Annotated in this window: 15 protein-coding genes; 13 read left to right on the forward strand and 2 right to left on the reverse strand. The window is 70.6% G+C overall.

The annotated features are described in order from the left end of the window. Positions 1 to 33: 33 nt before the first annotated feature. From dkgB to K0H49_RS07050, 4 genes are all read left to right on the forward strand, one after another. A complete protein-coding gene (gene dkgB / locus K0H49_RS07035) occupies positions 34 to 849 on the forward strand; it encodes a 2,5-didehydrogluconate reductase DkgB (protein WP_219210627.1) in 816 nt (271 codons plus the stop codon). A gap of 5 nt (positions 850 to 854) precedes the next feature. Then, positions 855 to 1,190 (forward strand): MoaF-related domain-containing protein, encoded by a 336-nt coding sequence (locus K0H49_RS07040; protein ID WP_219210630.1) that lies wholly within the window; start codon positions 855 to 857, stop codon positions 1,188 to 1,190. Beyond that, positions 1,187 to 1,615 (forward strand): PPC domain-containing DNA-binding protein, encoded by a 429-nt coding sequence (locus K0H49_RS07045; protein WP_257624615.1) that lies wholly within the window; start codon positions 1,187 to 1,189, stop codon positions 1,613 to 1,615. Before K0H49_RS07040 ends, K0H49_RS07045 begins: the two co-directional genes overlap by 4 nt. Positions 1,616 to 1,699: 84 nt before the next feature. After that, positions 1,700 to 2,869 (forward strand): MFS transporter, encoded by a 1,170-nt coding sequence (locus tag K0H49_RS07050; RefSeq protein ID WP_219210631.1) that lies wholly within the window; start codon positions 1,700 to 1,702, stop codon positions 2,867 to 2,869. Between the two features lie 13 nt (positions 2,870 to 2,882). On the opposite strand, the gene K0H49_RS07055 is transcribed toward K0H49_RS07050, so the two are convergent. Then, positions 2,883 to 3,815 (reverse strand): LysR family transcriptional regulator, encoded by a 933-nt coding sequence (locus K0H49_RS07055; RefSeq protein WP_219210633.1) that lies wholly within the window; start codon positions 3,813 to 3,815, stop codon positions 2,883 to 2,885. A gap of 100 nt (positions 3,816 to 3,915) precedes the next feature. Between K0H49_RS07055 and K0H49_RS07060 the strand changes: the two genes are divergently transcribed. From K0H49_RS07060 to K0H49_RS07090, 7 genes are all read left to right on the forward strand, one after another. Continuing rightward, positions 3,916 to 4,926: a tripartite tricarboxylate transporter substrate binding protein gene (locus tag K0H49_RS07060; protein WP_219210634.1), complete on the forward strand. Its 1,011-nt coding sequence runs from the start codon at positions 3,916 to 3,918 to the stop codon at positions 4,924 to 4,926. Between the two features lie 11 nt (positions 4,927 to 4,937). Further along, on the forward strand, positions 4,938 to 6,008 hold the full coding sequence (locus K0H49_RS07065; protein WP_219210635.1) for a maleylacetate reductase: 1,071 nt from the start codon (positions 4,938 to 4,940) through the stop codon (positions 6,006 to 6,008). Between the two features lie 62 nt (positions 6,009 to 6,070). Next, the gene (locus K0H49_RS07070; RefSeq protein WP_219210636.1) at positions 6,071 to 6,979 is read left to right on the forward strand and encodes a helix-turn-helix domain-containing protein; all 909 of its coding nucleotides are present in this window, start codon (positions 6,071 to 6,073) and stop codon (positions 6,977 to 6,979) included. Positions 6,980 to 7,181: 202 nt separating this feature from the next. Then, positions 7,182 to 9,671: a PAS domain-containing protein gene (locus tag K0H49_RS07075; RefSeq protein ID WP_219210637.1), complete on the forward strand. Its 2,490-nt coding sequence runs from the start codon at positions 7,182 to 7,184 to the stop codon at positions 9,669 to 9,671. Positions 9,672 to 9,753: 82 nt separating this feature from the next. Next, the gene (locus K0H49_RS07080) at positions 9,754 to 10,149 is read left to right on the forward strand and encodes a response regulator (RefSeq protein WP_219210638.1); all 396 of its coding nucleotides are present in this window, start codon (positions 9,754 to 9,756) and stop codon (positions 10,147 to 10,149) included. A gap of 108 nt (positions 10,150 to 10,257) precedes the next feature. Further along, positions 10,258 to 11,223: an AraC family transcriptional regulator gene (locus K0H49_RS07085; RefSeq protein WP_219210639.1), complete on the forward strand. Its 966-nt coding sequence runs from the start codon at positions 10,258 to 10,260 to the stop codon at positions 11,221 to 11,223. Between the two features lie 151 nt (positions 11,224 to 11,374). Continuing rightward, the gene (locus K0H49_RS07090; protein ID WP_219210640.1) at positions 11,375 to 11,803 is read left to right on the forward strand and encodes a cyclophilin-like fold protein; all 429 of its coding nucleotides are present in this window, start codon (positions 11,375 to 11,377) and stop codon (positions 11,801 to 11,803) included. Here the strand turns inward: K0H49_RS07090 and K0H49_RS07095 are convergent. Beyond that, positions 11,745 to 12,647: a LysR family transcriptional regulator gene (locus tag K0H49_RS07095; protein ID WP_219210642.1), complete on the reverse strand. Its 903-nt coding sequence runs from the start codon at positions 12,645 to 12,647 to the stop codon at positions 11,745 to 11,747. The genes K0H49_RS07090 and K0H49_RS07095 overlap by 59 nt on opposite strands. A gap of 196 nt (positions 12,648 to 12,843) precedes the next feature. Here K0H49_RS07095 and K0H49_RS07100 point away from each other — a divergent pair, with 196 nt between their 5' ends. Both K0H49_RS07100 and K0H49_RS07105 read left to right on the forward strand, forming a co-directional pair. After that, complete coding sequence (locus tag K0H49_RS07100) at positions 12,844 to 13,566, forward strand: pirin family protein (protein WP_219210644.1); 723 nt, start codon at positions 12,844 to 12,846, stop codon at positions 13,564 to 13,566. A gap of 26 nt (positions 13,567 to 13,592) precedes the next feature. Then, positions 13,593 to 13,913, forward strand: a complete 321-nt coding sequence (locus K0H49_RS07105) for a GNAT family N-acetyltransferase (protein ID WP_219210645.1) — start codon at positions 13,593 to 13,595, stop codon at positions 13,911 to 13,913. The last annotated feature ends 1 nt before the right edge of the window (position 13,914 follow it).

A 13,914-nucleotide genomic window follows, 5' to 3' on the forward strand; every position in this document is an offset into this window, starting at 1 on the left:
CCGGATCATCCACGCAAGAGAAAGAACCTCACCATGCGCACGCACAACACCATCCCCGCCTTCGGCCTCGGCACCTTCCGCCTGAAGGACCAGGTCGTGATCGACTCGGTCAAGACCGGCCTCGAACTCGGCTACCGCGCGATCGACACCGCGCAGATCTACGGCAACGAAGCCGAGGTCGGCCAGGCCATCGCCGAGAGCGGCGTGGCCCGCCAGGACCTGTTCATCACCACCAAGATCTGGACCGACAACTACGCGCAGGACAAGCTGGTGCCCAGCCTCAAGGACAGCCTGGCCAAGCTGCGCACCGACCAGGTCGACCTGACGCTGATCCACTGGCCCTCGCCCGGCAACGCCGTGCCGGTGGCCCAGTTCATGGGCGCGCTGGCCGAAGCCAAGGCGCAGGGCCTGACGAAGCGCATCGGCGTGTCGAACTTCAACATCGCGCTGATGAAGGAAGCCATCGCGGCCGTGGGCGCCGAAGCCATCGCGACGAACCAGATCGAACTCTCCCCCTTCCTGCAGAACCGCAAGGTGGTCGACTTCGCGAAAAGCCAGGGCATCCACATCACCTCCTACATGACGCTGGCCTACGGCAAGGCGCTGCAGGACCCGGTGATCGGCGCCATCGCCAAGGCGCACGACGCGACGCCCGCGCAGGTGATCCTGGCCTGGGCGATGCAGCTGGGCTACGCGGTGATCCCCTCGTCCACGAAGCGCGAAAACCTGGCGAGCAACCTGCTGGCGCAGCAGCTCCAGCTGAGCGACGCCGACATGGCGCAGATCGCCGCGCTCGAGCGCAACGGCCGGCTGGTCAACCCCGACGGCCTGGCGCCGGCCTGGGATTGAGCGCCATGGCCCAAGACACCCTGCCCTTCGTGGGCCACGCCTTCGAGATCCGCTACGGCACGGCGATGACGGTGCGCAACAGCTACGCCGACGACGGCCGCACCATGACCTACGAGGTCACCGAGGGCGAGTTCGCCGGGGCCACGGCCACGGTGCAGTACGAGGCGGTGGCGCTGTCGCCGGGCCTGTTCGCCCTGTCGTGGCAGGAAGCCGACCGCGGCGTGGTGGTGCACCTCGACGACTTCTCGGCCGGCAGCTCGCGCAGCTTCTACACGACCGCCGGGCTCGAACTGTTCCGCATGGCCGGCACGCTGACGCGCATCGAACAGCCCGCGCCATGAGCACCGCGCCCGAGTACATCCGCACGCCGACCGGCTACCTGATGGTGCTGCGCCAGGGCGCGGACGTGTTCGCGCGGCTCGAGCAGCTGGCGATCGCGGAAGCGATCCCCTCGGCCAGCTTCACCGGGCTGGGCTTCGCGCACGCCACCTTCGGCTTCTGGGACGCGGCGAAGAAGGTGTTCGAGCCGCAGACCTTCCGCGACGTCGAGCTGGGCAGCCTGGTCGGCAGCCTGGCGTGGAAGGAGGGCCGGCCCTCGGTCCATGCCCACGGCGTGGCCGCCGGGCGCGACTTCCGCGCCTACGGCGGGCACCTGCTGGGGCTGGAGGTCGGCACCGGCTCGCTCGAAATCACGCTGCTGCTGCACGACAAGCGCCTCGAGCGCGCCATCGACGAGTGCATCGGCGCCAACGTGCTGGGCCTCTGACACACGGCGCAGGCAGGATGCCGTCGCCCCACGCGGCGGCATCGTTCCTGCTTGCGCATCCTTCACTCAACGAACGATCTCCCCATGAAATCCACCTGGTCCCTGCTGGCGCTCGCCGTCGGCGCCTTCGGCATCGGCACCACCGAGTTCGCGCCCATGGGCCTGCTGCCCGTGATCGCCGACGGCGTGCAGGTGTCGATCCCCTCCGCCGGCCTGCTGATCAGCGCCTACGCCATCGGCGTGATGGTGGGCGCGCCGCTGATGACGCTGGCGCTCGGGCGCATCCGCGTGAAGGCGGCGCTGATCACGCTGATGAGCATCTTCGTGCTCGGCAACCTGTTGTCGGCGCTGGCGCCCGGCTACTGGACGCTGCTGGCCGCGCGGCTGGTCACCAGCCTCAACCACGGTGCCTTCTTCGGGCTCGGCTCGGTGGTGGCGGCCAGCCTGGTGCCCAAGGACAAGCAGGCCAGCGCGGTGGCGACCATGTTCATGGGCCTGACCATCGCCAACATCGGCGGCGTGCCCGCCGCCACCTGGATCGGCCAGCAGATCGGCTGGCGGATGGCCTTCGCCGCCACGGCCGGGCTGGGCCTGCTGGCCATCGCGGCCCTGGCCTGGGCGCTGCCACGCGGCGAGGCCGGCCAGATGCCCGAGGTCCGCAAGGAACTGCGCGTGCTCGGCCAACCCGAGGTGCTGATGGCCATGGCCACCACCGTGATGGGCGCGGGCGCGATGTTCACGCTCTACACCTACATCGCGCCGGTGCTGCAGAGCCTGACGCACGCCTCCACCGGCTTCGTCACGCTGGCGCTGGTGCTGATCGGCATCGGCTTCACGATCGGCAATGCACTGGGCGGCCGGCTCGCCGACTGGTCGCTCGACGGCGCCACCCGGCTGTTCCTGGCCGCGCTGGCGGTGATCATGCTGGCGCTGCCCTGGCTGCTGCCCAGCCAGGCCGGCGCGCTGGTCGGCCTGCTGGTGTGGGGCATCGCCACCTTCGCGATCGTGCCGCCGGTGCAGATGCGCGTGATGCAGGCCGCGGCCGGCGCACCGGGGCTGGCCTCGTCGGTCAACGTCGGTGCATTCAACCTCGGCAACGCGCTGGGCGCGGCCGTGGGCGGCGGCGTGATCTCGGCCGGCCTGGGCTATGCCGCGGTGCCGATCGCGGGCGCGGTGCTGGCCGGTGGCGGCCTGTTGCTGGTGCTGGGCGGTGCGGCCCTGCGCCGACGGCAGGCGGCGGCGACGGCGGCTTGAGCGCCGGGCCGGCTCAGTCGAGCGCCACCGCCGCGTCGCTGACCCAGCTGGCCGAGCGGCCGATGCTGTCGAGCAGGTGCTGCGTGAAGGCGCGCACCTTGACGCTGGCGCGCGCACCGGCACGCAGCAGGTAGATGCCGCTGGCTTCCTGCCGCGGCGCGCCTTCGAGGTCGAGCTCGACGATGCGGCCCGCCGCCAGATCCTCCCCGATCGCCCAGTTGGGCATCAGCGCGATGCCCAGGCCCTGCGAGGCGCACATGCGGCGCGCGTCGCAGTCGTTGCTCTCGAGCGCGAATTGCGGCGGCCGGCTCCAGTCGAAGCCCGCGAGCTCGCGCCAGCCGCGCGCGCTGGTGCTGTGCTGGCGGTCGATCAGCCGGTGATGCGCCAGCTCCTCGAAGCGCGTGGGGTGGCCGTGCCGGCGCAGGTAGGCCGGCGAGGCACCCATGATGTAGCGCTGGCTGCCGATGCGCTGGCAGACCAGGCTGCTGTCGGGCTGGTCGCCAATGCGGATCACGATGTCGAAACGCTCGAGCACCGGGTCGACCACGCGCTCGGTGAGTTCCAGCTCCACGCGCAGCGCCGGGTGCTTGTCGAACAGCGAGGCCAGGTGCGGCGTGACATGGCGCCGCCCGAAGGCGGGCACGCAGCTCACGCGCAGCAGGCCCTGCACGCTGCCGTCGAGCGACACCACCTCGCTGCGCGCGTCGGTCATGTCATGGAGGATCTTGAGCGCGCGCTCGTACAGCAGCGTGCCGGCCTCGGTCATGACCAGCGCACGGGTCGAGCGCGTGAACAGCGGCACCTGGAGGTCGTCCTCCAGCGCATCGATCTGGCGCGCCACCGACGAGGCCGCCAAGCCGCGCCGACGCGCCACTGCGGAGAAGCTCTTGTCCTGGGCCACGTCGACGAACATCGAGAGGCTTTCGGCGAATCGGATGGATTCCATTTGTGCGGCCTGTGCAAAGGCCTTTGGCCTTCGGGATGGATTCCCCTGATCGGGCGCAAAGAATAGCATCGCTGCGACCCTCCAACCAGGACCCGTTCCCATGCACTCACAAGAGACAACGCCCGTCGTCGCACGACGCTTCCCCTCGGTTTTCTCGCGCCGCGTCGCCATTGCTGCGGCGCTGCTGGCTGGCGCCGTGCCGGCCTTCGCGCAGCAGGCGGCCTATCCGTCGCGGCTGGTCACGGTGATCGTGCCCTTCGCCGCGGGCGGCACGGTCGACAAGGTCGCACGCCAGATCCAGGAGCCGCTGCGCGCCCGACTCGGCCAGCAGGTGATCATCGACAACCGCGGTGGCGCGGGCGGCACCATCGGCATGGCGGCGCTCGCCAAGAGCACGCCCGACGGCTACACGGTGGCACTGGTGTTCGATTCGTACGCGACCGAGCAGCACATCTACCCGAAGCTCTCGTACCACACGCTGCGCGACTTCAGCGGCGTGTCGTACGTGGCGCGCTCGCCCATGGTGCTGGTGGTGCCGGCGGCCTCGCCCTACAAGACGCTGCAGGACTACGTCGAGGCCGCAAAGAAGCCAGGCGCGGTGTCGTACGCCTCGGTCGGCGCGGGCAGCTCGAACCACCTGGCGGCCGAGCTGTTCCACGAGACCGCGGGCAGCCACGGCCTGCACGTGCCTTTCAAGGGCGGCGGACCGGCCATCACCGACCTGATGGGCGGCCATGTCGACTCGATGATCGCCAGCCTGCCGCTGGTGCTGCAGCAGGTGCAGAGCGGCAAGCTGCGCGCACTCGCCGTGACCTCGCCGCAACGCAATGCCGCGCTGCCCGAGGTGCCGGCAGTGGCCGAGCGCTACAAGGGCTTCGAGGTCTATTCGTGGGTCGGCATGGTCGCGCCCGCGAAGACGCCTGCGGCCGTGCTCGACAAGCTGGCCGCCGAAATGAGCGCCACGCTGCGTGATCCCGAAGTGGCCAAGCGGCTGTCGGACGGCGGCTTCGAAGTGGTGGCGGGCGGGCGCGAGCAGATGGACCAGCTGGTCAAGGCCGAGAGCGCGCGCTGGGGCCGGCTGATCCAGAGCCACAAGATCGTCGCCGAATGAAGGACCCCGGCATGGCCGCTCGCAAGCCTTTCGCCTTCGAGACGCGCGCGCAGCGCGTGCTGTTCGGCCATGGCACGCTGGGCCAGGTCGCGGCCGAGCTCGCCGCGATGGGCGCACGCAAGGCGCTGGTGCTGTGCACGCCGCAGCAGCGCGCCCAGGCCGAGCGCGTGGCCGCCTTGCTGGGCGAGCGGTCTGCCGGCATCTTCGACGGCGCGGTGATGCATGTGCCGATCGCGAGCGCACGCGCGGCACGCGCCGCGGCCGAGCGCGCCGGCGCCGATGCGGCGGTGGCCGTGGGCGGCGGCTCGACCATCGGACTGGGCAAGGCCATCGCGCTCGACTCGGGGCTGCCCATCCTCGCGATCCCGACCACCTACGCCGGCTCGGAGATGACGCCGATCTACGGCCTGACCGAAGACGGCCTCAAGCGGACCGGCCGCGATCCGCGCGTGCTGCCGCGCACCGTGATCTACGACCCCGCGCTCACGCTGGGCCTGCCGCCGGGCATCTCGGTGACCAGCGGCATCAACGCCATCGCGCATGCGGCCGAGGGCCTCTACGCGCCCGACGGCAATCCGGTCATCGAGCTGATGGCCGCCGAAGGCATCGCCGCGCTCGGTCGCGCGCTGCCCGGGCTGCATGCCGACGCGGGCGACCTGCAGGCGCGCACCGACGCGCTCTACGGTGCCTGGCTCTGCGGCACGGTGCTGGGCAGCGTCGGCATGTCGCTGCACCACAAGCTGTGCCACACGCTGGGCGGCAGCTTCAACCTGCCGCATGCCGAGACCCACACCATCGTGCTGCCTCACGTGCTGGCCTACAACGCGGCGGCGGCGCCCGAGGCGATGCGCCGCATCGCGGATGCGCTGCAGGCGAGTGACGCGGCGCAGGCGGTGTACGACCTGGCCCGGCGCCACGGTGCGCCAACCGCGCTCAAGGACATCGGCCTGCGCGCGCAAGACCTGGATCACGCCTGCGACATCGCCCTGCAGAACGCCTACGCCAACCCGCGTGCGGTCGAGGCACGGCCCTTGCGGGCTCTGCTGCAGGACGCCTTCGACGGCACGCCGCCTCGGCCTTGACCCGCACGCTCCCAGGGTCGCGCACCTGTGCCTAAGATGCCGCTCCGCCACCGACCCCGCCCATGACTGCCGTCGCCGCATCGCCCAGCCGATTTGCCCGCCAGCTCGCGCACCAGTACGGGCTGGACGAAGTTGCCACCGCGAGCGCCGGCACGCGGCCGCTGGACATGGTGCGCATGCACTACGAGCAGCCGCATCTGTTCGTGCTGGCCCCGCTGCCGGCCGACGATGCCTTCGTGGTCAGCGTGGAGCTGTCGCGCGCAGGCAGCCGGCGCTTCTTCCAGGGCGATGCGCAGACGCGGCTGGGCCTGATGGAGGTCGGCGCGGTGCACATCGCCGACCTGGCCGCCCGGCCCGCGGCCTACGTCTGCAGCCCCTTCCATTCGGTGCTGTTCCGCATCACGCGCGCGGCGATGGACGACTTCGCGCGCGACGCCGGCCAGGCCCCGGCCACGGCCCTGCGCTGCACGCCTGGCGTCACCGACCCGGTGCTGGTCCATCTGGCCGCCGCCCTGCTGCCTTCGCTGCAGCGGCCGGAGGAAGCCTGCCCGCTGTTCCTCGACCAGATGGCGCTGGCGCTCTACGCGCACGTGGCCCACGCCTACGGCGACACGGCGCAGCGCGCGGCGGCCGTTGCGTGCCGGCTGGCACCGTGGCAGGAGCGGCGCGCCAAGGAACTGCTGGGCACCGACCTCGCGCGCGAGCTGTCGCTGGCCGAGGTGGCGGCCGAATGCGCGCTCTCGCGCAGCCATTTCGGCAAGGCCTTCAAGGCGAGCACCGGCCTCGCGCCGCACGCCTGGCGCATCGGCCGCCGCATCGAGGCCGCGCAGGCCATGCTGCGGCACGACGACGCCCCGCTGTCGGAGATCGCCATCGCCTGCGGCTTTGCGGACCAGAGCCACCTGACACGCGCCTTCAGCGCGCGGGTGGGCCGTTCGCCCGCGCAGTGGCGGCGCATGCGCAGGACGTAGAGCCGGTTCACACCGCAAGGTCAGCGGGCCGTCAGCAGTCAGCGCCGTCGGCGCCCCGGGAACCACTAAGATTTGCGCCGGCGCGCGGACCCGCGCGCCATGCGGCCTTCCCCACCCCGTCCGTTGCTGCCCCGATGTCCGTCGACACGCTCCTCGTCCCGCCCGCGACCCGCCGCCTTCCACTGCCCGGGGGCGCCACGCCATGAGCCGCCAGCGCAGCTCCGCCTTCGCGTCCGGTGGCGGCGAGATGGGGGCCCGGATGCGCGCCTTCGACTGGTCGGCCACGCCGATCGGGCCCATCGCCGCCTGGCCGGCCGCGCTGCGGATCTCGGTCGACAGCATGCTGTCCTCGGACTTCCCGGCCTGCCTGTTCTGGGGCCCTGACCTGATCGCCCTCTACAACGACGGCTACCGCAAGCTGCTGGGCAACAAGCCCGACGCGCTGGGCCAACCCTTTCGCGTGACCTGGCAGGAAGTCTGGGAGACGCTGCGGCCCATCGCGGAGAAGGCCCTGCAGGGCGAGTCGACCTTCATCGAAGACTTCCCGATCCACATCGACCGCTACGGCGTCCTCGAAGAGGCCTTCTTCACCTTCTGCTACAGCCCGCAGTACGACGCGCACGGCGACATCCTGGGCGTGCTCGACACGGTGGTCGAGACCACCGGCAAGGTGCTGGCCGAACGCGGCCTGCGGCACGAGCGCGAGCGGCAGCAGAACCTGCTGCAGCAGATGCCCGGCTTCGTCGCGGTGCTGTCGGGCCCGACCCATGTCTTCACCTACGTGAACGACGCCTATGTCCAGATCGCGGGGCCGCGCGACTTCATCGGCCGCACCGTGCGCGAGGTCTTCCCCGAGCTCGACGGCCAGGACATCTACGAACGGCTCGACCGCGTCTTTTCGACCGGCCAGCCGGTGCACGCCAAGGCCCTGCCGCTGCTGCTCGAGGGCGACCGGGAAGCCCGCTACATCGACCTGCTCTACGAGGCCATCCGCGACGACAACGGCCAGACGACCGGCATCTTCGTCGGGGGCTACGACATCACCGAGCACGAGCGCGCCAAGTCCGACCTGGCCGCGAGCGAGACCCGACTCAGGGAGCTGGCGGCTTCGCTCGAACAGCAGGTGGAGGAACGCACGCGCGCGCTGCAGGACTCGGAAGACTTCACCCGGCTCGCACTGGGCGCCACCGGCGGCGTGGGCGTATGGTCGTACCGCGTGGCCAGCGACACCTTCTTCTGCGACGCGGCGATCTCCGAGCTGTACGGACTCGACCCCAAGGTCGCGGCCAAGGGCATCCCGCGCACCGCCTTCCTCGCCAACGTGCACCCCGACGACCTGCCGCGGCTGCGCGAGACCATGTCCGGCGGCCTGCGCAACGAGGGCGCGCTCGAGCTCGAGTACCGCATCCGCCACCCCGACGGCTCGGTGCGCAGCGTGCTCTCGCGCGGCCACACCTACTTCGACGACGCCGGCCAGGCCGTGCGCCGCACCGGCGTCGGCATCGACATGACCGGCCAGCGCCAGCTCGAGGAACAGCTGCGCCAGTCGCAGAAGATGGAGGCGCTGGGCCTGCTCACGGGCGGCATCGCGCACGACTTCAACAACATGCTGCAGGGCATCGTGATGCCACTGCAGCTGATGAGGAAACGGCTCGAGCAGCGGCGCTACGAAGGCCTGGAACGCTACATCGAGGCCGGCCTCGACTCGGCGCGCCGCGCCGCCTCGATCACGCAGCGGCTGCTGGCCTTCTCGCGACGCCAGCCGCTGGCCAACCGCAGCCTCGAGATCGCGACCGCGCTGCGCGGCCTGGAAGAGATCCTGCGCAACGCAGTGGGCGAGAACGTCGCGGTGGTGTTCGACGAGCAGGAGGGCACCTGGGACGTGCTGACCGACCCGCACCAGTTCGACAGCGCGCTGCTCAACCTGACGATCAATGCACGCGACGCCATGCCGGTCGGCGGCACGCTGTCGATCCAGGTGCGCAACCTCAGCCTGAGCGCGTCGGAGGCCAGCCGCATCCAGGGGCTGATGGCCGGCGATTACGTGCGGGTCTCGGTCGCCGACACCGGGATCGGCATGTCGGCCGCGGTGATCACGCAGGCCTTCGAGCCCTTCTTCACCACCAAGCCGATGGGCCAGGGCACCGGACTGGGCCTGTCGATGATCTACGGCTACACCCGGCAGTCCAAGGGCAGCATCACGATCGAGAGCGCGGAAGGCACGGGCACCACGGTCAGCCTGTTCCTGCCGCGCGCGCCGCTGGCCGCGGCGCCCGAGGACGCCCTGGCGCCGCCGGCCCCGGGCGCAGGCCCCACGCGCCGCCGCATCCTGGTGGTCGAGGACGACGCCGTCGTACGGCAGATCGCGGTCGAGCTGCTGCGCGACCAGGGCTACGAGGTGCTCGAGGCCGCCGACGGCACGGCCGGCATGGCCTGGCTGGAGCAGGCGCCCCACATCGACCTGCTGTTGTCGGACGTCGGCCTGCCCGGCCCCAACGGCCGCCAGCTCGCGGATTTCGCGCTCACGCGCCGGCCCGGCATCCGGGTGATCCTGATGACCGGCTATGCGGCCCACGTCGCCACCGACGCGGCGCTGCTGCAGGGCAACGTCGAGCTGATGACCAAGCCCTTCGACGCCGATGCGCTGCTGCACAAGGTCAACCGGATGCTCGGCGCGCAGGACGACGCGTAGGCTCTTTCCTGCGCCCGTTCATGCCCTGGGCTCACCCGGCGCGAGGCGGCAACGCGAAGAATCGGAGCAAAGGTTCTTCACCATGCCCCTGCCCATATTCCTTGCCGAAGACGATGCCCGGCTGCGCGACGCCCTGATCGCCGCCATGGACGCCGTGTGCGACGCCGAAGTCGTCGCGACCGCCGAAACCGAAGCCGATGCCGTGCGCTGGCTCAATGCCCATCCCCGCGACTGGGGCCTGGCCGTGCTGGACCTGTTCCTGCGGGACGGCACCGGTTTCGGCATCCTGCAGAAGCTGGCCGGCGAGGCCAAGGACCGGGTCATCGTGCTGACCAACTCCGCCACCCGCGAGAACCGCAGCCGCTGCCTGCAATTGGGCGCACGCGCGGTCTACGACAAGACCACCGAGCTCGACCAGTTCCTGGACCACTGCCTGCGGCACCACCACCAGCACGCGGTCGCCTCACGCGCCGTTTGAGTGCGCGGGGCCGCTGGCCTTGCAGAATTCTTGGAGATCCTTGCACGATCCTCCGGCGACGCATCGGCGGGCGAGACAAGCGGCGGCGAGTTGCCTAAGCTTCGGTCCATGCTGACCTCGACCCCCCACACCCTGCGCAACGACCCACCCGTCGACCGGCTGCGGGCGACCGTGATGCGGGCCGAGTTGGCCGCGATGATCGATCGCCTCACCGTCACCGACGGCGCCCACGAGACCGCGATCCCGCGCCTCGGCCTGGTCCGCGCCACCCAGACCCAGCACCCGGTGCACGGCATGTGCGAGCCGGCCTTCTGCGTGCTCGCCCAGGGCAGCAAGCGCGTGCTGCTCTGCGACGAGGTCTACATCTACGACAGCAGCCAGTACCTGGTGGCCGCGCAGAACCTGCCGGTGACAAGCCAGGTGATCGACGCCTCGCCGGAAGCGCCCTACCTGGGCTTGCGGCTCGGCTTCGACGTCAAGGAAGTCACCGCGCTCGCGCTCGATCTCGCCTTCGGCAAGACCGCGCCGACGCGCGCCTCCCAGCGCGGCATCTTCACCGGGGAACTGTCGCCCACCTTGCTCGATCCCGTGCTGCGGCTGGTCAAGCTGCTGGACTCGCCCGAGGACATCGGGGCGCTCGCGCCGCTGATCACGCGCGAGATCCTGTACCGCGTGCTGCGCTCGACCGACGGCTGGCGGCTCGCGCAGATGGCGGTGGTCGACAGCCACAGCCAGCGCATCGCGCAGGTCATCAGCCTGCTGTCGCAGCGCTTCCAGGCGCCGTTGCGCATCGAAGACCTGGCCGACCAGGTGCACATGAGCGTGTCCTCGCTGCACCAGCACTTCAAGGCCGTCACCGCGATGAGCCCGCTGCAGTTCCAGAAGCAGCTGCGGCTGCAGGAGGCCCGGCGCATCATGATCGGCGAACACCTCGACGCCGCCACCGCGGGGCACCGCGTGGGCTACGAGAGCCAGTCGCAGTTCAACCGCGAGTACAGCCGCTTCTTCGGCTCGCCGCCCGCGCGCGACATCAAGCGCCTGCGCGAACGCCAGCTGGGGCGCCCGGACAGCTGACGGGCGTCGGCCCGCGCCATCCCGCACACCCGTCGCACCCGCAAGGGCGGCGGCCGCATTTCCGAGAAAAAAGCACTGTCGGTGCCGCCCAGCGGCGCACCGCGGTCGCATCCGTTCCTTCGCTGGGCAGCCAACACCCTAGGGGTACCCCATGAAAATCCATCTGACACTGAACCATGGCACGGTGATTTCCGCCACGCTGGCGGACCACAGGACGGCCGAGGATTTCGTGGCCATGCTGCCGCTGACCCTCACGCTGCACGACCTGTTCCGGCGCGAGAAATTCGGCCCGCTGCCCGGCCTCGTCTCGGGCCGCGGCACGCGCGAGCGGGGCTATGCGGTGGGCGACATCGTGTGCTGGACGGCCGGCCCGGACCTGGCGATCCTGCACCGCCAGGACGGCCAGCCCCTGCGCGGCGGCTTCGAGCTGCTGGGCCGGCTCGACTTCGGCGCCGAACACTTCGCCGTGCCCGGGCCGATCGACGTGACCATCACGCTGGCCGCGCCCGCGCACACCGATGTCACGACGGCAGGATGTCCGGCACCAGCGGCCGCTGAAGGCGCGCGCGCCACCACTTGAGCGCCTCGCCCATGGCGCTGGGCTTCCAGGCCAGCCAGAAGGTCTCGTCGGGCCGCGATTCCTCGCAGGCCAGTTCGACCAGCGTGCCACGCGCCAGCGCGTCCTTCACGCAGTCGCGCGGCAGGAAGCCGTGGCCCAGGCCGTCGATCTGGCAGGTGATCTTGGCCGCCATCGACGGCACCGTGATGCGCCGCTGCCCGGCCAGCAGGCCGATGGTGCGGTCGGACATCGTGCGTGCGCCGTCGCCCACCACCACCGCCGTGTGCTGCAGCAGGTCGGCGCGCGTGAGCGGGCGCCGCAGCATCGCCAGCGGGTGCGTCGGCGCCACGCAGAACACGAAGGCCAGGCTGCCCACGGCCACCGCCTTGTAGCCGCCACCGGCCGGGCCGTCGCCGGCGGCCACGATGATGTCGGCCCGGCCGTCGCGCAGCGCCTCCCAGGTGCCGGTCATGGTCTCGCAGGCGATGCGCAGCCGGGTGCCGCAGTTCAGGTCCTCGAAGGCGCAGATGTCGTGGTTGAAGGCGCTGGTGGGGATCAGCGAGTCGTGCACCAGCCGCAGTTCGGACTCGAAGCCGGTGGCGATCTGCCGCATGCGCGATTCGAGCTCGCCCGCGGCCGCCAGCAGCCAGCGCCCCTCCTTGAGCATCTCCTGCCCGGCCGGCGTCAGCGTGACGCGCGGCCCCTGGCGCGTGAACAGCGCGAGGCCCAGCTGCTCCTCCAGCTTGCCGATCGCGTAGGAGATGGTCGAGGGCACCTTGTGCAGCCGCTCCGACGCGGCCGCGAAGGAGCCGTGGCGCGCGATCGCATCGACCAGCTCGATCGCCTCGAGGGTGATCTTCAGCATGGGCCTGCCTCTTTCTTGATCATCGAAATATTCGATTGTTCTCGCATAAAACCTTCAGCATGGACGGCCTCCCGGCGTTCGATACTTCTTTCACACCGAGAGATCTTCCTCTGTGGATCGCCCGAACAGGGCGACCGATCCACCGCGGATCTTCTCGTGAATCTTATCGACAGTCTCAACGCAAAAGGACCCCATCATGCTCGAACTTCGCAAGGCCGATCACCGCGGCGTCGCCAACCACGGCTGGCTCCGCTCGCGCCACACCTTCTCCTTCGGCCACTACCACGACGCCCGGCAGCAGGGCTTCTCCGACCTGCTGGTGATCAACGACGACCGCGTCGACCCGGCCCAGGGCTTCGGCACCCATCCGCACCGCGACATGGAGATCTTTTCCTATGTGCTGGAGGGCGCGCTGGCGCACCAGGACTCGATGGGCACCGGTTCGGTCATCCGCCCCGGCGACGTGCAGATGATGAGCGCCGGCACCGGCGTGCGCCACAGCGAGTTCAACCACTCGAAGACCGACGGCGTGCACTTCCTGCAGATCTGGATCGTGCCCTCGCTCAAGGGCGCGGCGCCGCGCTACCAGCAGGTGCATTTCGCCGAGGCCGAGAAGCGCGGCCGGCTGCGCCTGATCGCCTCGCCCGAGGGCGACGGCGGCTCGCTGGGCGTGCACCAGGACATGCGCATGTACGCCGGCCTGTTCGACGGCGCCGGCGAAAGCGCCACGCTGGAACTGCCCGCCGACCGCTACGCTTACGTGCATGTGGCACGCGGCAGCGTGGAAGTGAATGGCGAGCGGCTCGGCGAAGGCGACGGCGCGCGCATCCGCGGCGAAAGGCAGTTGCGCTTCGCCAAGGGCGAGCAGGCCGAGGTGCTTGTGTTCGACCTGCGGCCGCACGAGCTGCCGTCGATGTGAGCACGGAACAAACCAGGAAACGCAGCATGCAAGACCCGCAAGCCCAGCCCGCGATCGTGAGGGACCGCCCCGAGAAGAGCCGCTTCGAGATCGCGCTCGACGGCCACCGCGCGGTCGCCATCTACGAACACGCGCCCGGCGTCATCACCTTCGTTCACACGCTGGTGCCCGACGAGCTGCAGGGCAACGGCCTGGCCCGGCAGTTGGTGCTGGCCGGCCTGGCCTCGGCGCGCGAACGCGGGCTGGCGGTGATCCCCCGCTGCCCGGTGTTCGCCGCCTACATGCGCAAGCACCCCGAGACACACGACCTGCTCGCGCCCGAGGGGCGGGCCCTGCTGGGGCTGTAGC

It is taken from the genome of Variovorax boronicumulans, assembly GCF_019352895.1.
Lineage (GTDB): Bacteria > Pseudomonadota > Gammaproteobacteria > Burkholderiales > Burkholderiaceae_C > Variovorax > Variovorax boronicumulans_A.